Raw genomic sequence first — 22,676 nt, 5'->3', positions numbered from 1 at the left:
CAAAAGAGAAGAGGATTTATTTAATTTTCTTTTTATTAATAGACACTTATAAATAATTATTATTTAATACGCCCGCAACATTATCACAAATACTTTTAATAACTTTGTCGGGGAAATAATGCGTAATATTTTAGTAACGGTTTTCACTTTATTGATAGGAACATCAATTTATGCTGCTCAAGAACCTAAAAGCCTTGTAGGGCAAACACACTGCGAGAAAACAGTAGAACTACATGGTTTTTTAAGCCGTGCTCAACTTGATTGTAATTATCACTATGCTTCGGAAGAATTAATTCATGAAGCCGAAAAATGCACTAAACATGAGCTAGGTGATAAATACGGTAAAGAAGTTATGAGATTTGGCATGAACCAATTTGAAGAGCGCAAGAAAGGAGATACAAAAGGTCAATTATGTAGTCGGGTTTTAAAAGACTTTCCAAACTATATTAAAAAATAAAATAAGGTTTTAAAAACCTCTTCTAGCAAGCCGATAAGATGGATTTAATTGTTCATTTTATCGGTGTATCTCGATATAAAACTTACTAGTTAAACCAGAAAACAAGACTTAAGAAGCAGCCCAATACCACATTGACACTTAAAATCTCTTTTAAATGAATAGAACTGAAGAATTAATAGAGATATATTTTAAAGGTATATTCATTTTTTAATACTAAAAAGAGCGATTAGAAGGGCGTAAAATTATGACTATAAAGGAAGTTGTAAGTCCAATTGACCTAAGAAAAGCGGCTGATGCTTTAGAGTGGGCTGAAGAAGTAAATGTGAAACGCCCTTGGAGATATGAATTTTTTAGTATGTATGTGGCTGAGATTAAGCTACTCAATATCAAAACACCTAAGATTCTTGAGATAGGCGCTGGTCCTGGCTATTTGGCAAAAACTCTATTAGAAAATATAGAGTCTCTAGAATACACAGCTTTAGATTTTTCTGAAGCTATGCATGAGTTGTCTAGAAAAAATTTAGGATTACTATCGAGTAAAGCTAACTACTTAACTGCAAATTTTAAAGACTCTGGTTGGTATGATGTGTGCCAACAAGAAACTTTCGATGTCGTCATTATTCATCAAGCTTTACATGAGCTAAGGCATAAAAATTTTGCTAAAGAATTTCACATACAAGTTAGAAATCATCTATTAAATACAAATTCTTTATATATAGTGACCGATCATATCGTCAAAGATGAGGAAGGAATGAAAAATAAAGACTTATTTATGGCTATTGATGAGCATATAAATACATTTTCTTTAGCTGGTTTTAAAAATGTTCAATTATTAAAAGAAAAGAATGCATTATGTTCTTTTAAGCTTTATTAAGCTGCGTTCAACAATTTTTTCATTTTATAAATCAATGTTTGTGTAATGCAGTAATAAATATTTTTATTAAATTTTTTAAAGCTTTATTTCTAGCCAATATCACATTGACACCTAAAACCCCTCCGATTATGCTTTGCCTGCTGGCCTACATTGCCAGTCGACTTTGACAGGTCGGATAGCCAACGCACACGAAAAAGTCTTTCTTTTTTGTGGGCATCCCTGCGTGCCCCCTCTGCGGTGGAATGAACTGACCCCATAAAGTTGGACAGTTAATTAAGCAGTTTTTAAAAACTGGTTTCTATATTGTACAGGGGATAAACCTTGTAACTTCACCTTGATTCTCTCATGATTATAATAATGAATGTACGTTTGTATGGTTTTCTCTAATTCATCAATTGATTGAAATTTTTCACCATGAAAGCACTCCGATTTTAATATTCCAAAGAAGCTTTCTATTACGGCATTATCTAAGCAATTTCCCTTACGAGACATACTTTGAATTAAGCCATGTTGCTTTAATTGCTGCTGGTAATGAGCCATTTGATATTGCCATCCTTGATCTGAATGGAGAATTGGCTTTTCATGTCGCTTAAGTTTAGCCAAAGCATGAATGAGCATCTCTTTTACTAACTCATAATTGAGTTTGCGTTGGATTCGGAAGGTAATAATTTCCCCATTAAATAAATCTATGATTGGAGAGAGATAAAGTTTTTCACCATTCACATTAAATTCCGTTACATCAGTTGCCCATTTCTGATTGGGACGATTTGCTTTAAATTGTCGTTGTAAAACATTATCGGCCACCATCCCGACACAACCACTTTTATAAGATCGATATTTTAGTGCTCTGATACGTGATTTAAGCCCCATAGTTTTCATGAGGCGATATACACACTTATGGTTGATGATTATTCCTGCACTTTTCAGAGCAAGAGTAATTCTACGATAGCCATAACATCCTTTATGCTTATGATATATAGATTTAATCTGCTGTTTTAACTCAGTATATTTATCATTAGAGCATGCAGCTTTCATGTGGTAGAAATAAGTACTACGGGCTATCTTGGCAATATTGAGTAGTAGCTTTAATGGATAAATTTGCCTTAATTCCGAAATAACTTGAACACTGTCCGCAGTACAAATTGAATTTAAGTACGTTGCTTCAGTTTTAAGGCTTTTAGCTTTTTTAAAAAAGCGACCTCTGCGCGTAAAGCTGTAAGTTCATCAATGAGTTCTTGTTGAGACTTTTCTTTATCATCTCTTATTGGTTTCACTATTTTGATTTTATCTTGCTTAGTCATATTGGTATAAGTCCGTTTAGTATTAAACCCAGCAATCCCTTCTTCATGATACTGAGCTAACCATCTTCTTAAAATAGACGTCCCGCTCAGATTTAACCGTCTTCTGACCTCTCTTACCGGTATCTTATCAAGAAGCATTTGTACAGCCTTGATTTTAAATTCTGGAGAATAATAAGTCTTTTGAAGTTTAACATTGAGACCATCTTCACCTTGCGCTTTATAGTTTTCAATCCATAACCGGATAGTTTGGAGATCAACATTAAACTCTTTGGAAAGAGTTTTATAGCCTTTACTCCCATCTAAGTAGGCTTGAATTACTTTTAGTTTTAACTCTTTTGAATGCTTTGGAACTGGCATTGGATGCACACCTTATAAGTTTAAAAAGTCTAACTTATGGGGTGCAGTTCAGAACGGGAGGGGGACACCTTCGGGTGTGCTGATCTTTTGGCTATCAGTCTGTCAACCTTCTCTCGTTTCACCACCATTATTTGACAGTAATGTGGTGAAGCTTCTTTATAGCCAAAGGAGTTCGCTCATGCGTACTATTTCTTCTCATTTATTGGTCTTTGCCAAACTCTCTCTATCTATACTGCCCAACTGGTCTTTAAAACGGTTTAACCGACTATAGGTTTTCTACAACCTTAGCTCGTTACGATTAAAAAATCATAGCAACAATAAAACCTGAGATAGCTTAGGCACATTTTTGTGCTGCTTTTGCATGCCTGTTTTTAGCACTCATTTTAAGAGTGACGGCATTTCTATCTCTTTTAGATACAACAAAAAATTATTTAAACGGTATACCTATGCCAAATTTAGAATCTTCATTTAGAGCACTCAGAGTGCTTCACACCGCAAAAGACTTATTTAATCAATATGGGTTTCATAAGGTCGGGGTTGACCAAATTATTGCGGAAGCCAAAGTTGCCAAAGCTACTTTTTACAACGACTTTCATTCAAAAGCACGACTCATCGAGATGTGTCTCACTTTTCAAAAAGAAGCGCTCAAAGTAAAAGTGTTTTCCATTGTTAATTCTTATTGTGAACAAATGGTGCTTGATAAACTTAAGCAGATTTACCTTTTACATGCCGACTTAAATGGCTTTTATCATTTACCCTTTAAAGCAATTTTTGAAATAGAAAAGCTCTATCCAGTTGCCTATAAAGTTGTGGTTGATTATAGAAAATGGTTTGTTAACGAAATCTATAAGCTGCTGTTAACCTTAAAAGCTACGGCTTCACTCCAAGATGCCTACATGTTTTTATTTATGATTGATGGGGCAATGGTTCAGCTTTTAGGTGAAAATGGGGTAGATGAAAGCGCACGGTTGTTGGATTATTTCTTTTTAAATTTTGCCTAATTGTTAGAACTTAAATAGAAAAAGCCTCCAAACAAGGAGGCTTTTCATTTTAAATAAAGTGGCTGCTTAGCTTAATGTCGCAGGTTTTGCAGAATGCTGTGTCATTTGTTCAAAATGTTGAACCGCAGGTGAACGAGCCATATAAGCCAAAGCTTGTTCAGTGTCACCTTCATGAATTGGGTTAAATTTTGGAGAAACCCATCTTAAAGTCGCTTTCCATAAATATTTAATGGTCGGTAGGTTGTCTGAGCGAGTAGCCGTTTTTTCAAATTCACGAATGAAATTAAAGAAGCCACGACGCATCAATTTTTGAATGTCTTCGTGCTCTAAATCCTGCTTGCCTAGACTTCGTGCAAAATCGGCAAGGAAGTAAATAAACAGCGGGAAAATAGCCGCCATAATCACTTGGCGAGACACATAAAAACCTAACTTGTTTGTTAAAAGGTGCTCAAATAAATCGTAAGCAACACAGCGATGTTCAACTTCTTCAGCCAGATGCCAACGGAATAAATCTGCCATTGCTGGGTCGGCGCTATCCCAAGACTTACTATCAAGTGTCCACTGACCAATAGTTCCCGTAAAGTGCTCAATTGCAGCAATAACACCTACCCGAAAAAGTAACCAATATTCTTCAAGTTTTTTGCCTTTTACAAGCGGCAGACCAAAGGGTTTATCACCCAATAAAATATTAAAAACAAAATGTGCACGGTTGAGTGGGTCTTGAATGTCGTAGCCATTTTCTCGTAAAAAGTCTTGGGCTTTTTCATGGGCACGGGCATGCGCCGCTTCTTGGCGAACAAAGCCAATCACTTCTTGTTTTAATGTTTCATCGGTAATCAAGGGAAGGGTTTTATTAAAAACGCGGCAAAACCAAAATTCACCAGCCGGCAAGAGCATATTAATACCATTTGCTACGTGTGAGCATAGCGGATCATTGGGCATCCAACATACAGATGACTCCGCAAAATCAAAATATACTTTTCGAGCTTTAAGCTGATGATTCCCTGTGATCATATACGTCACCCTATTCATAATTGTTCATTTAATGCGAATGAACAATTTTTAGCATTAAGTAAAATCGATCACCATGTGAGTAAAGGACAAAAACATCCAACAAAAGGCTTATAGAGATAAAAACGGTCTAAATCAGAGATTTGATAAATAAAAAAGGCTCCTTATGAAAAGGAGCCTTTAGTTTGGGGAGTTAGGCTTTAAAGTTTCTAAGCCTCTTTATTTTTCTAAGCTAAATCGCTTTATTATAAATTTCACGTTAAGTCACGTATTGTGCCTAAAAGTCTAGATCGCTTGCCACTGATCTTTAACTTCTTCTGAATTTTTATTCAGAATGACTTGGTTTTCTTTCACTTCACCAATCCATCCAGTAGGAATGAGGTGATGTTGACCGCTTTCGTCTCGAGTCAGCTTTAATTGGTTTTCGCCATCAAGATGGTCGACAGTACCTACTTTAGTACCACAAGAAGCAATAACGTCTGCGTGTTTTTTAATATCATTAATATTTAAAGTACTCATTTTAGACCTCTTCTTTAGAAATAGAAAAATGGTAAGACTTAAATTACTTTAAATAATTGGATAAATCAGGGGTTTTTAATAAACCTTACAGGATGGGTTTATAAGTTCACTTAATAAATATATTCGAGTAACAATGAAATAATTAGATATAAAAACTAATAATATTTATCTTTTTATTACAATATTATGCTTTGGGTCAGACCTATCAACGCTAACAGCTTTTGCTCAGATTGCTGGAGTCGACTTAAGTCTGGGGAAGCTCTTTGAGTCACATTGTGATGTTTGGTTGCAATATTACTTGGCTAATCTCGTTCGAGTGACAACGAATAGTCGCTTGAACGGGCGTGCACCTCAGGGATTGTCGTACTTTCTAAAGAATCTCTAATGACTTAAACCATGACTTCTCCCAATATTGAAATATTCTTTAAATTTTTAGGGTCATATTTAATTTTGATGATGCTACCGACTTTATATTGATCGTGATTTTGTTTAGCAATAAGAACCTTAAGGTTTTCAGTAATGATTTGGCCTTGCTCAGCTTGGAATTTTAATTTTATGTGACATAAAGGGCGATATTGAACCTTGACGAGAGAGTCTTGAAAATACGCAACTTCGGCAGAAGTAATGATTCCTCGTTTATAAATAAAAAATTTATGAACCAGACTTTTAAGAAAAAAGGTCCAAGCAATATAGATAAAGAATAAGGTGAACCAGATCACTCCAATAAAAGTCAAAAAGTCAGAAAATTTCACTTACTAGAACCAAAATTATTCGTTTAACGCATTATTCTAAATGAACCGAGATGTCCGATCTACTTTCTAGAATCGATCTAAGACATAAGTGGACAAGACCTTATAATTAAGGCTCAAAAATCATGAGATTCGTAATTAAATTTGGGGAGGGTATATAACTTAGTTGTTGTATTTATGACTACATATGTAAACAAACCTTATTATAAATGCCCTTAACCCCTAAAATTCTAGAAAAGAAAGTTTTAAGGTGTATAGGTTTGGATTTTTTAAATTTTTTCCGCGATATTCGGGTTCAATTAAGCCATTATCCTTGGCTAGAGATGTTTGTTTCACTCACTATTTTGATTTTATTTGCAGCAATAGCAACTTTTATTGCTAAACGAATTATTGTTCGGGGCGTTCGTCACTTAGTGGCCAAGCTCAAATCACCCAATCAATCTATTTTTGCTCAGCATAGTGTCATAAAGAAATTTGCCAACATTGTTCCCGCTATTGTAATTATGAATGGTATTGCAACAGTTCCTCATCTAACTCCAAAGTTTATTTCTTTTGTAGAAATGGGGGCGCAAGCATTTATTTTTCTTACACTCGCACTTACAGTCAGTGAACTGTTAAATATCTTTAATCTTATTTATCAGCGTAATCCGAAATCTAGAAACAAGCCGATTAAAGGTTACTTACAACTGGTTAAATTAATTTTATTTGTTGTTTGTGGCCTGATGATTTTGGGAACATTCCTTAAAAAGGATGTGTTCACTTTACTTGCAGGTTTTGGTGCGATGGCCGCGGTATTAATGCTGGTTTTCCAAAACACGATTTTGTCTTTAGTGGCGAGTGTGCAAATTGCCTCTTATGACATGGTCCGTATTGGAGACTGGATTGAGATGCCGTCACTCAATGCTGATGGTGACGTGATTGATATTTCATTGCATACGGTGACTGTGCAAAATTTTGATAAAACCTATACCACGATTCCAACCAATAAACTCGTTACCGATACGTTTAAAAACTGGCGAGGCATGAGCAATTCAGGTTGCCGTCGTATGAAGCGTTCACTCTTTCTCGATCAAAGCAGTGTTCATTTCATGAGTGACGAAGAGCAACAAAAACTCAAAGAGTTTTTATTATTAGATCAATACCTCGATGCAAAGAATTCTGAAATTGAAGAGTTTAATAAGCATTTAAGCAATCAATCTCGTTATAACAAGCGCCGTTTAACCAATATTGGGACATTTAGAGCCTATGTTGAATTTTATTTGCGCCAGCACAAGGGCATTGCTCAAAATCAAACCATTATGGTTCGCCAATTACAACCGACTAGCCAAGGTTTGCCTTTAGAAATTTATGCATTTACCAATACGATTGCGTGGGTTTCTTATGAAGCAATTCAGTCAGATATTTTTGATCATTTAATTGCGATTCTTCCCGAATTTGGTTTACGTGTTTATCAAGCACCTTCGGGTCATGATTTACAAAGATTAACGACAGAGATTAATCCAACCGGGGTGGAAGTAAGATATTAAATGTAAAAATTTGCTTCGATAAAAGCCCTCAACGTGAGGGCTTTTTTTATCCGTTTCTTTTGTGCCTTTGACTTTCAACACTTATTTCCAAAATTTGGACTAAATTTTTTTGACCATTCTGACATACGAATTGTCTTTTAAAGATATTAACAAGTTCTTTTTTAGAACTTAGTGTGTAAATATCTAGTAAAGGAGAAAATTAAGTTTCTCTGCAATGACATAGTAAGTCATTAGATTTAATCGCAACACTCATTCTTAACTAGGGCCAAAAGCTTAATGGCTAAAAAATAAGATCAGAGGTCTAAGATGAAAAATGAATTAAAACTGGCATCACCCTTTGTTTTAAAAGATGGCTTTACACTAAAGAATAGGCTGATTAAATCGGCTTTAAGTGAAGGGCTGGCACATACAGATGGGCGACCAAGTAAAGAGTTGATTCAACTTTACCAAACGTGGTCGCAATCTGGAGCTGGGGTTTTGATCACGGGTAACGTGATGATTGACTCTAGAGCAATTGGTGAGCCAGGCAATGTGATTATTGAAGATGAAAAAGATTTTGACTTAATCAAAGAGTGGGCAGATGTTGCTAAATCTGGAGGTAGTGAAGTCTGGATGCAAATAAACCACCCAGGTAAACAAGCAATTCGAGGCTTAAATAAAGAAACCGTTTCACCGTCAGCTGTGCCTTTTAGCCCCAAAATGGCCGCAGTTTTTGCTACACCGCGAGAGCTGACTCAAGACGAAATTGAAGACCTGATTCAACGCTATGCAAACACAGCCGAGATTGCCAAGAAAGCAGGATTTAGCGGTATTCAGTTACATGGCGCACATGGCTATTTAATTAGCCAATTCCTCTCTCCGCATCATAACCGCCGTACCGATCAGTGGGGTGGAAATATCGAAAATCGACGTAGATTTGTCCTTGAGGTCTATAAGGAAATTCGAAATCGAGTCGGGGCTGACTATCCTGTAAGTATTAAATTGAACTCAGCCGATTTTCAAAGAGGTGGTTTTACCGAAGAAGAATCGCTGGCAACCATTCAAGCCCTCGATGAGGTGGGAATCAACTTAATCGAGATTTCTGGTGGAACCTATGAAAAACCGATTATGCAGTTGGGTACGCCGAAAGAATCAACCCTCTCTCGTGAAGCCTACTTCTTAGATTTTGCTAAAAAAGTTCGTGAATTAAGTAAAGTACCACTTATGGTGACGGGCGGCTTTAGAAGTCTGCAAGGGATCGAAAGCGCCTTATTAAATAACGATCTGGACTTTGTTGGCCTTGGACGAATTTTTGCAATTGAACCGTTGGCAGCTAAACGTTTATTAAGTGGGCTTGAAACTATAAACCAAGTTAAACCTTTAACTACTGGCATTAAGTTTATTGATAACTTGGGGGCGTTGGAAATCACTTGGTATACACGTCAAATGCATCGATTAGGTCGAGGGCGCTTGCCAATTCCAAATGAAAATGGACTCAAATCTTTTATTTTGGATATTAAAGATAAAGGATTGGGTATTTTCAAAACTCGTCGATTACGTGCTTCTTAAAATTATAAATTAACGTTTATACCAATGAGGATATAAGGATGCCAACAACTGATCAGATAAAAATATCGAGATTTAGCCTAGCCGCAAAATTTACGGGAATTAGCTTTCTGCTGTTTTTTGTCGGAGCAGCACTTCTTATCTTTTTAAATATTCCTGCAATTTTACTTCAGTTCGAATGGGGTAAATTTCTGGTTCGATTAGTTCGCTGGGGAGAGTTGCATGGTGGCGGTGAGCATTACGAGTTGATGATCTCAGCCATCTATATTGTATGGGGCTGGTTTCTATTAAAAGCTTCCAGTGAACCTTTAAAAAACTATCTATTTTTTGAATTTACCATGTTTGCAAATATTGCCCACTTCGGTGCAATGCTTGTTATGGGTTTGGTGATGACGCATGAAACTCCACACTTGATTGGAGATGTATTGTTGGGTTGGGTTCTTCTCTTGATTTATATTTATTTCTGGTTACCTGTGAGAAAAATATATAAATCTGATAGTGAATTAAATCGTTCCATTTAAGAGCTAGAAGTTGAGGGGAGCGAAAATTGAATTCGAACCCTTCTCTGTAGATTATCCAGCAAACCAAATATTCTGATGATCACACATTGGGCTTAAATGTTTAATACGTAGATTATCTCGCTCAAAATCGCCATTCCCTCCAGCAATATCTAATTCGCTACCTAAGCGGATATGCTTGCCTTTATAACTTAAAGCTTCTTTTTCAGCATCCCACTGAGCGGAGTGCTCGGGAAAGATAATCAGGATATCGTTTACATAAAGGCACTCTTGTTTTAGCTGTAATATTCCTTTCAAACGTGCTGAAGCAGAAACACCATTAAACTGATAAACAGGAAGTTTCACTGCGCTTGTATTTTCGTTCGTTTCTTGCCGCTGGCATCCTGTAAGGAATACCAACACAACTGTGCAAATCAATTTATTATTAATACCCAAATTTTTTCCTACGGGGATTTCCATGTAGTTTTGATAGTAATGAACTAATGTTGCATATCAATCTTTAGATTGTTAGAGAAGATTTCATCTCACTGCGGTTTGAACTTAAGTATTTAAAACGAATAATAACTCCCTCAATAACATAAGGAGTTTTAAGGTTATTATATTTTATTTTCTTATATATTGTTGTATTTTTTCATCTGTGTTTTGGGGGCCAGATGTGTCGCGTAATTTTCTTTGGAAAAGGTATTTGTAATTTATTTTTAACCTTAATTTTATTTTAAGGCATAGATCTTTAGATAGGAGCTAATAAATACGTATGTTTGGAGAACATACAATGATGAGTCATGAGAATTTATCTAAAACCTTGAGTAAGGTTCCAGAAGTCACCTTATTATTCTGGATCATTAAAATTGCAGCTACAACGCTAGGTGAAACTGCTGGAGATGCGCTGTCTATGTCCCTAAATTTGGGATATATCATTAGTACGGCAATTTTTGCTGTGATCTTTGCAGTATTTGTTGGACTACAAATTAAAGCTAAAAACTATAATTCATTTTTCTACTGGGCGACGATCATCGCCACTACGACTTTAGGTACCACAATTGCCGATTTCGTTGATCGAACCTTAGGTGTGGGCTATGCAGGAGGGAGTTTAATATTACTTATTTTATTAAGCTTATCTCTGTTTGTTTGGTATTTAAGTTGCGGCACAATTTCAGTAAAAAGTGTTCAATCTGCAAAAAGTGAAGCTTTCTATTGGTTAACCATCATGTTTTCTCAAACATTAGGGACAGCTTTAGGAGATTGGACTGCTGATACTCAAGGCCTAGGGTACACCAGCGCCGCTTTAATTTTTGGTACTTTATTATTGGTGTTAGCAATTTGCTATTTTTATACCAAAATTTCACGGACCTTATTATTTTGGTTGGCCTTTGTTCTTACCAGACCTTTAGGTGCAGTATTGGGAGATTTCCTTGATAAACCTATTGCACATGGTGGATTAGAGTTAAGCAGATTTAGTGCATCTTTTGTTTTATTTGCTTTTATTGTTGTCTGTTTAGTAGTCTTTAAACCTAAAGCAGCTCAGTCTTCTCATTAAACTAACTGTTTATTAAAACCACATGATTCTCTTGAGTGATGTGGTTTTTTATTTGAGAATGGGCGTTATTACTATTTAAGAGACTTTAAGGGTTATCCACCAAAATAATAATGCCAGAAGGCTAACACCTGCACCGAGTGCACATACGCCAAACCATCCAGCATAGGCGTAAGTGGCTGTTGTACTGATTGCACCTAATCCACTACCGATTGCATAAAACAGCATGTATAGACCGACAAGCCGGCTATGCGCTTCTGGACGAGTACGAAAAATCATACTCTGGTTGGTGACATGTAAGGCTTGTCCACCTAAGTCTAGCAATACGATGCCAATCACGAGTGCCCAGAGTGAGTAACCCATAAGTGAGAGTGGACCCCAAGCAAGCAGTAATATTACGAGTGCTGCCATGCTTGTGCGCTGAGCATATCCACGGTCGGCCCAATAACCCGCACGCGCAGCAGCCAGAGCACCTACAACTCCGACGAGCCCAAAAGACCCAATAACAGTATGCGAAAAACTGTAAGGCAGCTCACTTAACGGTAGTACCAATGCACTCCAAAAAATATTGAATGCCGCGAACATGAGTAAAGCTAAAACACCGCGCACTTGTAGTACTTTTTCTTGGCGAAGCAGATTTAACATCGATGCTAAAAGTTGAGGGTAGCGCATGGTAACGGGCTGAACCTCTAAATGAGGCAAACGTTTCCAAAGTGGCAATGCAATCCCGAGCATGATGATGGCTGCACAAAAGTAGACGCCACGCCAACCCGCTAAATCACTAATTCCTCCTGAAAATACACGGGCAAGCAGTAAACCAATGAATACACCGCTTTGTGCAGTACCAACCACATGTCCTTGCTCATGTGGGAGAGCAGCACTTGCAGCGTAAGCAATAAGCCCTTGAGTCATGGCTGTGCCGAGTAAACCCACGGCAAGCATTCCTGCTAAAAGAACAACTGTAGAATGGGCAAAGGCAACTACGAGCAAGGCAGATATTAAAGCCAATAACTGAATAGCCATTAATCGACGCCGATTGACTAGATCACCCAACGGCACTAAAAACATTAAGGCAAGGGCACAACCTATTTGAGTGGCTGTTACTACACCGCCAATGGCCGCATGACTAATGTTAAAGTCATTGGCTAATATGTCGAGTAAAGGCTGCGCATAATAGACATTTGCTACGCTTGCACCACTTGCTATAGCAAACAGCAAAATTACGCCACGAGGCATGCGTGAAAGCGGTTTATCGCTTTCTGTGTGTGAAGTAGTAGATGCAAGAGAAGCTTTCATGGTTCTAAACTCGCTCAATCTGGTTTTAAAATGCAACTAGTTGAATGTTAAGTCTACTAGTTTTAAAATGCAACTAGATAGCTTGTTACTGATGATTGGTAAGGAAACTCAATGACGAACTCTACATTGTTAAAAGATGAGCCTTGTCCTGTTGCGCGCTGCGTCAACCTCATCGGAGACCGGTGGTCACTGCTTATTGTGCGTGATGCTTTTGATGGAATGCGCCGTTTTGGAGATTTTCAGCGGAGCTTAGGTGTTGCGCGAAATATTCTCTCTGACCGACTAAAAAAATTAGTGGATGCTGGTGTTCTTGGAATGCAAGATGCTTCGGATGGCACGGCTTATCAAGAATATGTATTGACCGAGAAAGGGGAAAGTTTGTTTCCTGTGATTGTGGCTTTGCGGCAATGGGGAGAGCACAACCTATTTGAAAGTGGCGAGCGCCATTCTCTGTTAATTGATAAAACTACAGGCCAGCAAATTCCATTTATGGCGCCAGTCGCGGCAGATGGAACAGTGCTGAGAGCTTCTAATACTCAAGTGCAAAAGGTGAAATAAAATAAGACAAAACAAAAATAACCTTTTTTAACTTAAATTTGGGCAGATTAGTTGGTACCCTTGCGCGTCAAATTAAGGTGAGATTATGAGATTTATATTCCTCTTTATAAGCGCAATTTCAATTCAATGTTATGCAGCATCAGAAGCTATGGAACTTCATTACTGTGAAACTGTGAAGAAAGCAGCGAGTGGGGTGATGGATGCAAGACAACATGAAGTGCCAGCTACAGAGTTACATGACATCGCCAATCATCTTGAAGAGCAACAAGCCAAACAACTTTATCAAGAGCTTATCAAATCTGCATATTCTTCAAAGCTATTTGAAGACCCTCTCATTAAGTCAAAAGCTGTCGAAAATTTCCAAACCACCTGGCATGAGCAATGTTTGGCAAAAGAATTGGCTAAAAATATATGAAAGGGTAGTGAAAAATAGCTAGCTGGGGTTTGAAAATAGGATTTTGATTCTTACTTATCTTGTAGTTATACAAAGCCCTCGGAATTTCAAAGAGAGGGCTTTTTGTTGTTTTAATATAAATACTACTTTAAGTAGAAAAATAGCCAACTGAAAATTGCTTTAATTTCTACTTAAAGTAGGTATTTTGTGCGGAATTAAAAAGTAATAATTGTATTTGAGTCTATTTCTTTTTTTAAATCATTAAAATATTTTAATACATCTATGTATTTTTCCTTCTGAAGTAAAGACTTCTTACATGAAAGTGTAATAACATTTGCATTTTCTTTGAATGGATCTAACGCTGTATTTTCCATTGCACAAAGGAAAATCTGCATATTCTCTGAAAACCTATTAAATAACGTAGAAATAATTTTTTCATAGTTTTCTTTGGCCTGTTCCTGCTGGTTAGGAGTATCAATAATAAAAGGTGCAATAACTTCCTTACTAAATCCCTCAATAAGTTTAATTAAAATTGAATGATATAAAAAAATTGATCTTGTACTATCCGCAGCACCACCATTAGTATCAAATTGAGTGTAAGAGTAAATATTAGATTTAGAAATTACATCAGTTGAATAGTCTGTATTTAAGAAACTATTTAGCTCTGTAAATATTTCTCGAAATTCAGAAAAAATCTCATTTTTTGTAAATTTATTATTAATAAGTTTTTTATCTCCATTGTTTTTTGTAATTTCATCTTCCAATTTATTGATAATTATATTTTTATTTTCAATAAGTTGGTTGGCTTTATTCTCAATTAAATTTATAGATCTTTGTGTTGTTGCACAGTTAATTAATTTTTCTGTATCAAAAGAAATCTTTGTATGCAAAGAAGCTAGAGCATTTCCAATGACAAATAATTCTTCTTTATGAAAATTTAAGCGAATTTCTGCCGAATATATTTCTTCATCAAGTTGTGAAATAAGTTGAAATAAATCATCTTTTTCTTTAACAAGTTTAGATTTTTCTAGAAGAGAATTTTTATGATGTGTTCCACATAGTGGGCACTCAACTGAATCAGTTGATATATTTTCAGTTGCGAAGAAGAAGTCATTTTCTAATTCTTTTGCTAGTTTAAGACTATAATTCCTTTGTGCTTTAAGATCTAAAATTATATTTTTTTCAATACTTAACTGAGATAGAGAAAAATTTTGATCTTTAATTAAGCTTTCATAGTCATTGTCAATTAAGTCGAGATTGTCATCTAATTGGGCCCTATTAAGATTAAAAAAATTATTTTCTTCATTTATTTCAGATACAATTTCTATTGTATTTTCTACTTTCTTACGCTCTTCTTCATGGGCTTTTATTTCAAATTTATTTTTTGAAATTTTATAATCTAATTTAGAGATCTCATCATTAGTAATACCACAATGATAATTTAGTATTGGTTTCTGCCAGAATTGATATTGACCTAGATTTTTAAAACTTCCAAATATACTTGACCAACCTCTTTTTTGATCTATATAAAATGGAATGAAGTAATAAGCGGGAGAAGGTAATTCAAGAATCTTTGTGGAACGATTCTCTAGCATTGGAAAAAAATTAAAAAGGTTGCAAAAGAAATCTACATATTTTCTAAAGTCATTAAAAAAGAATGATTGTTCATCCCTAATGACTAAATAATCATTTTTATGTCGAAAAATAGTATATATATTACTATTTATAGTAAATTCTACTCGACAAGAAACATCCTGATCTTTCCATAATTTATCAAAGTATGGCTCGCAACCAAAAGTCCACAGAATAGATTTAACTAAACTCGATTTACCAACACTATTTTTCTGACTTGTTATCAAGTTCATTCGAGGACCAAATGTAAATACATTGGCTGTTTTTTCTAAATCTGACAGGATCCAAATTTTTGATAATTTGAATTCTCTCATACTTATTTCTCCTTAAATTTCTGATTAATCTTCTATAATTTTCGTAACTCATAATTAGATTCCTATGATTTGAAGTATATATAGAATTATATGTGCGATAAGCTCATCTTCAACATCTAGTAACTCTTTCCTAGGATGATTGGAAACTTGAATCTTTATTTCCTCTATAATAGCCTCTATATCATCTACTCCAGTTTCAATCAAATGAGCGACCATAGGCTTTATTATATTCTCTACTTCAATATGGTACGAGGTTGGATTATATAAGTCTATAATTAAGTTATTGAAATAATTGCGAATCTTTATTTTTTTCAGACTGCTAAATTTTAAATCATTAATTATAGATTTAGAGTCATTTAAAATATTTTCATGTAAAGGATCTTCGATGAAAGTATGTACTACTTTTTTAATTTCATTTGAAGTAATACTTTTTTTATTTAAAGCTTCTTGCCAGTTTTTATAGTCTACCGTATCACATCCTTTATTATATAAATTATTAATTAAAATGTTGTAAATAGAACAAGGGTTGAAATTTTTATTTGGATATAATTTGTTTATCGTAGTTGATATTTCACCAATTACTTGACTGTCTTGATTGTTTTCTTGTAATGCTGGCGTAATAAAAGAGATATCAGAGGGAGAAGAGTCTAAATTCAAATCTTTAATACAATTTTCTAATATTTCCTTTTCTGAAGCAATTAGATCATTAATTTTAATTTTATCTAGTTTCTTTTTTGGATCAACTAGATTCAAGCTAAATCCAAATTGTGAAACTAAATTAAGACTTTTGATGTTTGGCCTTAACGAATTGTTTTTATAATTCGATAAAATTTTTCCAAATATTGTTTCTCCATTAGTCTTTGCAACTGCAATTTTATGTATAGATAATTTTTTTTCAGTTAGGCATTTAATTTGAAAATAGTCAAATTCTAAAGGTTTTTTGGAAATAGAATCTACAGATATTACATCTTCATGTAATTCTACGAATACAGCATGATCTAAATTTAAAGAATATTTCTCTAAAGCATGTAATAAAGCCCAATGATATTGATATCTATATTTATTAAATGTTTGTGAACCAGATTTTTCACGCTGTTGTTGAAATAAAGGATTATTAATATCATCTGTCATTATTCTTACCGTCTAGATTTTATATATCAAGATACAAACCAACAACTTTTCCAGTCAATTTACATTCTTTTCGAAGCTCAATAATTTTCTCGTGCCATTTAGGGTTCAAGGGTTCTAAAAACATCCCGTTGCTTTTTACATTCAATTTCTTGGAAATTACTTTCGTTTTTCTTGCCGCCTACAACGATAACCAAATTACCTGTTTTAAATCACTTATTTGAAAGTCAGGTTTTAGATACTTTAACATTTGGTTTGGGTTCTGAAAACATCAATTATTAAATAATATTTAAACTATAATTATTTTGTCATCTTTAAAGTTAGTACAATTGGGGTGGACTCCGCCTTAGTCCCATATTTTAGTCTACTAATAAATTATATAAGACTCATTTCATCCTAAGATTGATAGATGAAATTTAGCCACCAAAGAGGGCAGTGTTGCAGCAGAATATAAAGCGTTTCTCTTATATGATTTTGACTAGTCAAAACTAATCAATAGACAATAAAAAACCACCTAATTCTTTCGAATTAAGTGGTTTTTAAATTTTGGAGCGGGAAACGAGACTCGAACTCGCGACCCCAACCTTGGCAAGGTTATGCTCTACCAACTGAGCTATTCCCGCAATGTGAGCACATTATAGAGTGTTTCACTAAAGTGTCAACACTCTTGTGATTTAATTGAACATTTAATCAGCACGACGCCAAACTGTACCTTGGCGAGTGTCTTCTAATACAACGCCTTGGTCGAGCAAAGACTGGCGAATACCATCTGCTTTAGCAAAGTCTTTTGCTTTTTTCGCATCTACACGTTGTTGAATAAAATCTTCAATTTCAGCATCAGACAAAGTAAGCGCTTCTTGTCCAATATCTGATTTTAAGAAATCATCTACATTGTGTTGTACCAAACCTAAAATATTGGTGAGGTGACGTAATGTCGAATAAAGCACAGTCGCTTGGTCAGCTTGCTCTTCTTTTACAGCACGGTTCAATTCTTTGTTCAGTTCGAACAATACCGCCATTGCTTCGGCTGTGTTGAAGTCATCACACATTGCATTGTTAAAGCGTTCAACAAAGCTTTGATCAAGCGTTTCAGTTATCGTTTGACCATATACTTGTTGGTAAGCTTTAAATGAGTGATAGAAGCGAGTTAAAGAAGTTTTTGCTTCTTTAAGTGCCACATCAGAGAAGTTCACAGGACTACGATAGTGCGAAGACACAATAAAGTAGCGGATCACTTCAGGGTGGAATTTCTCCATCACGTCACGAATAGTAAAGAAGTTGCCTAAAGACTTAGACATCTTTTCACCATCAACGTTAATAAAGCCAACATGCATCCAGTAGTTTACATATTGTTCACCAGTTGAAGCTTCACTTTGCGCAATTTCATTTTCATGGTGAGGGAACATTAAATCTGAGCCACCACCATGAATGTCAAAGTGATTGCCTAAGCAGCAAGTCGACATTGCAGAACATTCAATGTGCCAACCTGGACGGCCATTACCCCAAGGAGATGCCCATGAAGGTTCATTTTCTTTAGCATGTTTCCAAAGTACAAAGTCAAACGGATGTTTCTTTTCAACTTCTACATCAACACGCTCACTTGCGCCAGCTTGCATATCATCAAGCTTACGACCAGAGAGGCGACCATATTTCTCAAATTTGGTCACTTCAAAATAAACATCGCCGTTTGCAGCAGGGTAAGCAGAGCCTTTATTGACCAGATTGCCAATCATATTTTGCATCTGATCAATATATTCAGTCGCTTTAGGTGCTTCATCAGGTGCAGCACAGCCTAAATTTGCTGCATCTTCGTTCATTGCATCGATGAAACGCGTGGTGAGCTGCTGAATGGTTTCACCATTTTCATTCGCGCGTTTAATAATTTTGTCGTCAATGTCGGTAATGTTGCGAATATAGCGAACATTCCAGCCTTGACTACGCAAGAAACGAATAATGTAGTCAAATGCAACCATAACTCGAGCATGCCCGATATGACAGTAATCGTAAACGGTCATACCGCAGACGTACATATCGATGTGACCTTCTTTGCGAGGTACAAATTCAACTTTTTTTCGTTGCTCAGAGTTATATAAAACAAACGGTTGCATAAGGGTTTTCAAACACTCAACAAAAACAGTGTTACATCATAACTGATGCATCATTTTTCACAAAGGTTTATGCAAGAATTTTATAAGCTTGTGAAATCTTATACATTTAAAAACGTGTAGATGATTGAGTTATGTTAGAATGCCCCCAAATCTTTTGATTAAAATCACCGATCTTCACAAGAGATCAGATCAATTATTTTGAGTCAAACTCGTATGCCCAACCCTACAGATTTTCAAAGCAGCGCATTAGCAACCTTGCGTATTGAGCAGCAAGCCCTAGACGTGTTAGCAACACAAATTAATGACAGTTTTAATCAGGCTTGTGAAATATTGTTACAGTGTAAAGGCCGTGTTGTGATTACTGGCATGGGGAAGTCAGGGCATATTGGCCGTAAAATGGCTGCGACTTTTGCTTCAACTGGTACACCATCTTTCTTTATGCATCCGGGCGAAGCTGGACATGGTGATTTGGGTATGCTGGTTCGCGGTGACGTTTTAATTGCAATTTCCAATTCTGGAAAAAGCGATGAAATCATGATGTTGATGCCACTCATCAAACATCTTGGTGTACCTCTTATTACGATTAGCCGTACTGATAAAGGGCCAATGCCTCAAAATGCCGACATCGCTTTAACTTTAGGTGAGTCTGATGAAGCATGCCCACTAGGATTAGCTCCAACATCAAGCACAACAGCAACTTTAGTATTGGGTGATGCGTTGGCTGTTGCTTTACTCGAAGCGCGTGGTTTTACTGCAGATGATTTTGCTCGCTCGCATCCTGCTGGAGCATTAGGTAAGCGCTTACTTTTACATGTAAAACACCTCATGCATACAGGCGATGAATTGCCAAAAGTTTCACCAGATACGCCAATGAATCAAGTGCTTTACGAAATTTCTAATAAGCGTTTAGGCTTGACCACGATTGTAGATGAACAGGAACATTTGCTTGGTATTTTCACCGATGGTGACTTGCGCCGTTTAATTGATAAACAGCAAGGTTTCGATGTGAATTTACCTGTTTCTGAAGTAATGACAAAAAAACCGTCAACTATTTCTCAAGAAGCACGTGCGGTAGAAGCTTTACAGCAGCTTAACCTGAAAAAAATTAGCCAATTTGTTGTGGTTGATGACCAAAATAAAGTGATTGGTGTAATTAGTATGCATGACCTTATTCACGCAGGGGTAAATTAATCAATGGCATCTTATGCATTGTTAGAACAAGCACGTCACTTACAGGCATTGGTTCTGGATGTTGATGGTATTTTGAGTGATGGTTTTGTAACTTTGACCAATAGTGGCGATGAGATTAAATCATTCGATATTCGTGATGGTTTAGGTATGAAACTTGCGCAGCAAGCAGGCATGAAGGTCATCATTATTACAGGCCGAAAAAGTAATATTGTTGAAAAGCGAATGTCTGATTTGGGCGTAGACCTCGTTTTTCAAGGTCGTGAAGACAAAGGTTCTGCGCTACGTGAAGCATGTGCACAGTTTAATATTTTGCCTTCCGATTGCTTATATATGGGCGATGACTGGCCTGATTTATCTGCTTTCGCAATCGCAGGAATGAGCGTCACTGTGCCAAATGGTCATGAAGAAGTGCGTCGCCGTGCGCATTTGGTTACCCAGTCGATGGGCGGACGTGGTGCTGTACGTGAAGTCTGTGATATGTTACTGATCGCAAAAGGCATTTACCAAGAACTTCTTGAAAAATATCTTGCAGTACCGCATTAATAATAAGATTACTTAAAAAGGTAGGCTATTCCTGCTCATGGATACCAGAGTTTTATCTATTGTTGCTGTAGTTATTGCTGCTATAAGTGGTGGTTATTACTACTATAGTGGCAAAGCAAAAAAACTAGACATTGGTTCTGCGAAGAATATGACATATTCAGCGCAGGGCGTCCATTTGACTCAAACTGATGATCAAGGCAATTTGTATATTCGTGCTGAAGTTCGTCAGCTTGAACAGGATATGCAACAAAAAACATCAAAGTTGGATCAACTTAATGCTTCTATGTATAAAGATGGCAAAGTTGATGCGACGTTCTTTGCGAAACAAGCAAATGGCTATGATGATAACCGTAAAGTTATATTATCGGGTGATGTGGTCGCAACTAAACTTGCGCCGCAAGGGAAAATTGAATTTCAGACCGATGAGTTAACTGGTTATCCAAAGACCAGAGAGATTGAAACGGATCATCAAGTGATTGTACAGTCTCCACAGGCCGACTTTGTCAGCAAAGGATTAAAAGCTAATTTGAATAACGGTCAGTACGAATTTTTTAATATTCGAGGAAAGTATGCACCTAAGTCTTAATTTCAAACGTTCTTCAGCTTTCCTAAAACAAGCTGCGGTCATTACATTCGTTGCTTTATCATCAGCTTCGACTTTTGCATTGCCGTCTGACCGTAGTCAACAAATTTCACTCGTGGCAGACCATGCAACTTATAACGAAAAAACTGGTTTGACGACTTACACCGGCAATGTCGTAATTGAGCAAGGTACGATGAAGCTTCAAGCCGATTCGATTGTTGCTACGCTAAACTCTAAGCGTGAAATCCAAACCATTACTGCTAAAGGCCGACCATCTAAATTTCAGCAACAAATAAGTGCTGATAAAGGCGTGGCACGTGGTGAGGGACAAACCATTGTTTATAATGCAGATACGGGCATTATTACATTGAATGGTGGTGCATATTTATATCAAGATGGTTCTAGTATTCGTGGTAACTCATTGAAATATAGTATGAACAAAGGTGATGTTGAAGCTCAAGGTTCATCGTCAAATCGTGTGCAAATTATTATTCCGCCATCAAGTTCAAAAAGCTTTCCAGGAGCGCGTGACTAATGCAACAAGCTCTTCAACAACCCCAAACTTTGTGTATTAAGCACTTAGGAAAAAACTATAGTAAGCGTTGGGTCGTCAAAGACGTATCTTTTAGTATGCAAAGTGGACAGATTGTTGGTTTACTTGGCCCTAACGGTGCAGGAAAAACAACAAGCTTCTATATGGTTGTAGGGCTAGTGCGTATGGACAAAGGTGAAATTCACCTTGATGATCTTGATATGTCCGATTTGGCAATGCATGAACGGGCACGTAAGGGAATTGGATATCTTCCGCAAGAGGCTTCTATTTTTAGAAAGCTGACCATTGCTGAAAATATTATGTCCATTTTAGAAACACGCAAAGACTTGAATAAGCAACAGCGCCAGCAACGTCTGACTGAATTATTAAATGACTTTAAAATCAGTCATATTAAAGATTCATTGGGAATGAGTGTGTCTGGTGGTGAACGCCGCCGTGCTGAAATTGCACGTGCATTGGCTGCTGATCCTAAATTTATGTTGCTTGATGAACCATTTGCCGGCGTTGACCCAATCTCAGTTGGAGATATTAAAGATATTATCCAGACTCTGAAGGATCGCGGTATTGGTGTGCTCATTACTGACCATAACGTACGTGAAACTCTCGCAATTTGTGAACGTGCATATATTGTGAGTGAAGGAGCTGTAATTGCAGAAGGTACACCACAAGAGATTTTGGATAACGAGCAAGTCCGTAAAGTCTACTTAGGTGACGATTTTACAGTTTAAATAAAAGAGTTAATCTATTTGTCTAAAAAGAGGTCAATGCCTCTTTTTAGTTTTTTTGTATTTGGTTTTTAAAAACAATAATTTAACTTATTCATTTGATGAAAATATAATGTGTGAATTATTCCTGCAATTATGCTTCTTTATGCAAAAAAATATGTAGAATGTAAAAGCTTTTAAACGATAACAAACAAGATCAACAAGACAAGCATGATTGGATATAACCAGAGAAGAGTAACAAGGACATGTAAAAAGCCGG

At 36.2% G+C, this 22,676-nt stretch carries 23 protein-coding genes, 1 tRNA gene and 2 pseudogenes; 16 read left to right on the top strand and 10 right to left on the bottom strand.

Going from position 1 to position 22,676, the window contains the following annotated elements:
• Positions 1-118: 118 nt before the first annotated feature.
• Complete coding sequence (locus tag MMY79_RS13095) at positions 119-457, top strand: hypothetical protein (protein WP_252609213.1); 339 nt, start codon at positions 119-121, stop codon at positions 455-457.
• A 244-nt stretch (positions 458-701) separates the two neighbouring features.
• Positions 702-1,331, top strand: coding sequence for a class I SAM-dependent methyltransferase (locus MMY79_RS13090; RefSeq protein WP_252609210.1), 630 nt, complete (start codon positions 702-704; stop codon positions 1,329-1,331).
• Positions 1,332-1,604: 273 nt separating this feature from the next.
• Here MMY79_RS13090 and MMY79_RS13085 read toward each other — a convergent pair.
• Positions 1,605-2,989, bottom strand: a protein-coding gene (locus MMY79_RS13085; protein ID WP_252609208.1) for an IS3 family transposase whose coding sequence is annotated in 2 segments (ribosomal slippage) — positions 1,605-2,521 and positions 2,521-2,989 — 1,386 coding nt in all. Because the reading frame shifts where the segments join, the coding sequence is not laid out codon by codon here.
• Between the two features lie 446 nt (positions 2,990-3,435).
• Here MMY79_RS13085 and MMY79_RS13080 point away from each other — a divergent pair.
• Positions 3,436-3,990 carry a TetR/AcrR family transcriptional regulator gene (locus tag MMY79_RS13080; RefSeq protein WP_252609207.1) on the top strand — a complete coding sequence of 185 codons (555 nt, stop codon included), beginning with the start codon at positions 3,436-3,438 and terminating at the stop codon, positions 3,988-3,990.
• A 66-nt stretch (positions 3,991-4,056) separates the two neighbouring features.
• Here MMY79_RS13080 and MMY79_RS13075 read toward each other — a convergent pair whose 3' ends face one another.
• Both MMY79_RS13075 and MMY79_RS13065 read right to left on the bottom strand, forming a co-directional pair.
• Positions 4,057-5,004, bottom strand: coding sequence for a metal-dependent hydrolase (locus MMY79_RS13075; RefSeq protein WP_252609205.1), 948 nt, complete (start codon positions 5,002-5,004; stop codon positions 4,057-4,059).
• A gap of 282 nt (positions 5,005-5,286) precedes the next feature.
• Positions 5,287-5,520 carry a DUF2171 domain-containing protein gene (locus tag MMY79_RS13065; protein WP_004793546.1) on the bottom strand — a complete coding sequence of 78 codons (234 nt, stop codon included), beginning with the start codon at positions 5,518-5,520 and terminating at the stop codon, positions 5,287-5,289.
• Positions 5,521-5,696: 176 nt separating this feature from the next.
• Here MMY79_RS13065 and MMY79_RS13060 point away from each other — a divergent pair.
• Together MMY79_RS13060 and MMY79_RS13055 are read left to right on the top strand one after the other, a co-directional pair.
• Positions 5,697-5,800: pseudogene (locus MMY79_RS13060) on the top strand (acyl-CoA dehydrogenase); the annotation flags it as partial.
• Positions 5,801-5,821: 21 nt separating this feature from the next.
• Positions 5,822-5,905 (top strand): annotated as a pseudogene (locus tag MMY79_RS13055) (glycosyltransferase family 2 protein); the annotation flags it as partial.
• Positions 5,906-5,909: 4 nt separating this feature from the next.
• On the opposite strand, the gene MMY79_RS13050 reads toward MMY79_RS13055, so the two are convergent.
• Positions 5,910-6,272, bottom strand: coding sequence for a DUF3592 domain-containing protein (locus MMY79_RS13050; protein WP_252609201.1), 363 nt, complete (start codon positions 6,270-6,272; stop codon positions 5,910-5,912).
• Between the two features lie 257 nt (positions 6,273-6,529).
• On the opposite strand from MMY79_RS13050, the gene MMY79_RS13045 reads away from it, so the two are divergent.
• The 3 genes from MMY79_RS13045 to MMY79_RS13035 all read left to right on the top strand — a co-directional run bounded on the left by MMY79_RS13045 (position 6,530) and on the right by MMY79_RS13035 (position 9,861).
• On the top strand, positions 6,530-7,795 hold the full coding sequence (locus MMY79_RS13045; protein WP_252609199.1) for a mechanosensitive ion channel domain-containing protein: 1,266 nt from the start codon (positions 6,530-6,532) through the stop codon (positions 7,793-7,795).
• 306 nt (positions 7,796-8,101) lie between these two features.
• Positions 8,102-9,343: an NADH:flavin oxidoreductase/NADH oxidase family protein gene (locus tag MMY79_RS13040; RefSeq protein WP_252609198.1), complete on the top strand. Its 1,242-nt coding sequence runs from the start codon at positions 8,102-8,104 to the stop codon at positions 9,341-9,343.
• 38 nt (positions 9,344-9,381) lie between these two features.
• Positions 9,382-9,861 carry a DUF6632 domain-containing protein gene (locus MMY79_RS13035; RefSeq protein ID WP_252609197.1) on the top strand — a complete coding sequence of 160 codons (480 nt, stop codon included), beginning with the start codon at positions 9,382-9,384 and terminating at the stop codon, positions 9,859-9,861.
• 51 nt (positions 9,862-9,912) lie between these two features.
• Here the strand turns inward: MMY79_RS13035 and MMY79_RS13030 are convergent, their stop codons facing one another.
• Positions 9,913-10,317: a hypothetical protein gene (locus tag MMY79_RS13030; protein WP_252609196.1), complete on the bottom strand. Its 405-nt coding sequence runs from the start codon at positions 10,315-10,317 to the stop codon at positions 9,913-9,915.
• 313 nt (positions 10,318-10,630) lie between these two features.
• Between MMY79_RS13030 and MMY79_RS13025 the strand changes: the two genes are divergently transcribed.
• A complete protein-coding gene (locus MMY79_RS13025; protein ID WP_252609195.1) occupies positions 10,631-11,395 on the top strand; it encodes a hypothetical protein in 765 nt (254 codons plus the stop codon).
• Positions 11,396-11,470: 75 nt separating this feature from the next.
• Here the strand turns inward: MMY79_RS13025 and MMY79_RS13020 are convergent, their stop codons facing one another.
• The gene (locus tag MMY79_RS13020; protein ID WP_252609194.1) at positions 11,471-12,688 is read right to left on the bottom strand and encodes an MFS transporter; all 1,218 of its coding nucleotides are present in this window, start codon (positions 12,686-12,688) and stop codon (positions 11,471-11,473) included.
• 111 nt (positions 12,689-12,799) lie between these two features.
• Here MMY79_RS13020 and MMY79_RS13015 point away from each other — a divergent pair, with 111 nt between their 5' ends.
• Together MMY79_RS13015 and MMY79_RS13010 are read left to right on the top strand one after the other, a co-directional pair.
• Complete coding sequence (locus MMY79_RS13015) at positions 12,800-13,246, top strand: helix-turn-helix domain-containing protein (RefSeq protein ID WP_252609193.1); 447 nt, start codon at positions 12,800-12,802, stop codon at positions 13,244-13,246.
• An 85-nt stretch (positions 13,247-13,331) separates the two neighbouring features.
• On the top strand, positions 13,332-13,661 hold the full coding sequence (locus MMY79_RS13010) for an envelope fusion protein (RefSeq protein WP_252609191.1): 330 nt from the start codon (positions 13,332-13,334) through the stop codon (positions 13,659-13,661).
• Positions 13,662-13,855: 194 nt separating this feature from the next.
• Here MMY79_RS13010 and MMY79_RS13005 read toward each other — a convergent pair whose 3' ends face one another.
• From MMY79_RS13005 to cysS, 4 genes are all read right to left on the bottom strand, one after another.
• Positions 13,856-15,586 (bottom strand): hypothetical protein, encoded by a 1,731-nt coding sequence (locus tag MMY79_RS13005; RefSeq protein ID WP_252609188.1) that lies wholly within the window; start codon positions 15,584-15,586, stop codon positions 13,856-13,858.
• Between the two features lie 54 nt (positions 15,587-15,640).
• The gene (locus MMY79_RS13000) at positions 15,641-16,717 is read right to left on the bottom strand and encodes a dsDNA nuclease domain-containing protein (RefSeq protein WP_252609187.1); all 1,077 of its coding nucleotides are present in this window, start codon (positions 16,715-16,717) and stop codon (positions 15,641-15,643) included.
• A gap of 544 nt (positions 16,718-17,261) precedes the next feature.
• Positions 17,262-17,337 (bottom strand) — tRNA-Gly (locus MMY79_RS12995).
• Between the two features lie 63 nt (positions 17,338-17,400).
• Positions 17,401-18,822 (bottom strand): cysteine--tRNA ligase, encoded by a 1,422-nt coding sequence (cysS, locus tag MMY79_RS12990; RefSeq protein WP_252609185.1) that lies wholly within the window; start codon positions 18,820-18,822, stop codon positions 17,401-17,403.
• Positions 18,823-19,035: 213 nt separating this feature from the next.
• Here cysS and MMY79_RS12985 point away from each other — a divergent pair, with 213 nt between their 5' ends.
• Genes MMY79_RS12985 through lptB form a run of 5 tightly spaced genes read left to right on the top strand, consistent with a single transcriptional unit; the run spans position 19,036 to position 22,420 of the window.
• Positions 19,036-20,013, top strand: a complete 978-nt coding sequence (locus MMY79_RS12985) for a KpsF/GutQ family sugar-phosphate isomerase (RefSeq protein ID WP_252609183.1) — start codon at positions 19,036-19,038, stop codon at positions 20,011-20,013.
• A gap of 3 nt (positions 20,014-20,016) precedes the next feature.
• On the top strand, positions 20,017-20,556 hold the full coding sequence (locus tag MMY79_RS12980) for an HAD-IIIA family hydrolase (protein WP_002122322.1): 540 nt from the start codon (positions 20,017-20,019) through the stop codon (positions 20,554-20,556).
• 37 nt (positions 20,557-20,593) lie between these two features.
• Positions 20,594-21,142 (top strand): LPS export ABC transporter periplasmic protein LptC, encoded by a 549-nt coding sequence (lptC, locus tag MMY79_RS12975; protein ID WP_252609181.1) that lies wholly within the window; start codon positions 20,594-20,596, stop codon positions 21,140-21,142.
• Complete coding sequence (gene lptA, locus MMY79_RS12970; protein WP_252609179.1) at positions 21,126-21,674, top strand: lipopolysaccharide transport periplasmic protein LptA; 549 nt, start codon at positions 21,126-21,128, stop codon at positions 21,672-21,674. Before lptC ends, lptA begins: the two co-directional genes overlap by 17 nt.
• Entirely contained in the window at positions 21,674-22,420 is a 747-nt protein-coding gene (lptB, locus tag MMY79_RS12965) for an LPS export ABC transporter ATP-binding protein (protein WP_003650837.1), read from the top strand. The genes lptA and lptB overlap by 1 nt, the downstream gene beginning before the upstream one ends.
• Positions 22,421-22,676: the final 256 nt, after the last annotated feature.

The organism is Acinetobacter sp. XS-4, assembly GCF_023920705.1.
Taxonomy (GTDB): Bacteria; Pseudomonadota; Gammaproteobacteria; order Pseudomonadales; family Moraxellaceae; genus Acinetobacter.
Note: the sequence above shows the minus strand (reverse complement) of the source record. Positions and strands in the feature narration are given on the sequence as shown.

Coding starts and splice junctions, on each gene's coding strand:
- MMY79_RS13020 (WP_252609194.1), bottom strand. CDS start 12,688: ATGAAAGCTTCTCTTGCATCTACTACTTCACACACAGAAAGCGATAAA.
- lptC (WP_252609181.1), top strand. CDS start 20,594: ATGGATACCAGAGTTTTATCTATTGTTGCTGTAGTTATTGCTGCTATA.
- MMY79_RS13010 (WP_252609191.1), top strand. CDS start 13,332: ATGAGATTTATATTCCTCTTTATAAGCGCAATTTCAATTCAATGTTAT.
- MMY79_RS13065 (WP_004793546.1), bottom strand. CDS start 5,520: ATGAGTACTTTAAATATTAATGATATTAAAAAACACGCAGACGTTATT.
- lptA (WP_252609179.1), top strand. CDS start 21,126: ATGCACCTAAGTCTTAATTTCAAACGTTCTTCAGCTTTCCTAAAACAA.
- MMY79_RS13095 (WP_252609213.1), top strand. CDS start 119: ATGCGTAATATTTTAGTAACGGTTTTCACTTTATTGATAGGAACATCA.
- MMY79_RS13075 (WP_252609205.1), bottom strand. CDS start 5,004: ATGATCACAGGGAATCATCAGCTTAAAGCTCGAAAAGTATATTTTGAT.
- cysS (WP_252609185.1), bottom strand. CDS start 18,822: ATGCAACCGTTTGTTTTATATAACTCTGAGCAACGAAAAAAAGTTGAA.
- MMY79_RS13040 (WP_252609198.1), top strand. CDS start 8,102: ATGAAAAATGAATTAAAACTGGCATCACCCTTTGTTTTAAAAGATGGC.
- MMY79_RS13015 (WP_252609193.1), top strand. CDS start 12,800: ATGACGAACTCTACATTGTTAAAAGATGAGCCTTGTCCTGTTGCGCGC.
- MMY79_RS13080 (WP_252609207.1), top strand. CDS start 3,436: ATGCCAAATTTAGAATCTTCATTTAGAGCACTCAGAGTGCTTCACACC.
- MMY79_RS13025 (WP_252609195.1), top strand. CDS start 10,631: ATGATGAGTCATGAGAATTTATCTAAAACCTTGAGTAAGGTTCCAGAA.
- MMY79_RS13005 (WP_252609188.1), bottom strand. CDS start 15,586: ATGAGAGAATTCAAATTATCAAAAATTTGGATCCTGTCAGATTTAGAA.
- MMY79_RS12980 (WP_002122322.1), top strand. CDS start 20,017: ATGGCATCTTATGCATTGTTAGAACAAGCACGTCACTTACAGGCATTG.
- MMY79_RS12985 (WP_252609183.1), top strand. CDS start 19,036: ATGCCCAACCCTACAGATTTTCAAAGCAGCGCATTAGCAACCTTGCGT.
- MMY79_RS13000 (WP_252609187.1), bottom strand. CDS start 16,717: ATGACAGATGATATTAATAATCCTTTATTTCAACAACAGCGTGAAAAA.
- MMY79_RS13090 (WP_252609210.1), top strand. CDS start 702: ATGACTATAAAGGAAGTTGTAAGTCCAATTGACCTAAGAAAAGCGGCT.
- MMY79_RS13035 (WP_252609197.1), top strand. CDS start 9,382: ATGCCAACAACTGATCAGATAAAAATATCGAGATTTAGCCTAGCCGCA.
- MMY79_RS13030 (WP_252609196.1), bottom strand. CDS start 10,317: ATGGAAATCCCCGTAGGAAAAAATTTGGGTATTAATAATAAATTGATT.
- lptB (WP_003650837.1), top strand. CDS start 21,674: ATGCAACAAGCTCTTCAACAACCCCAAACTTTGTGTATTAAGCACTTA.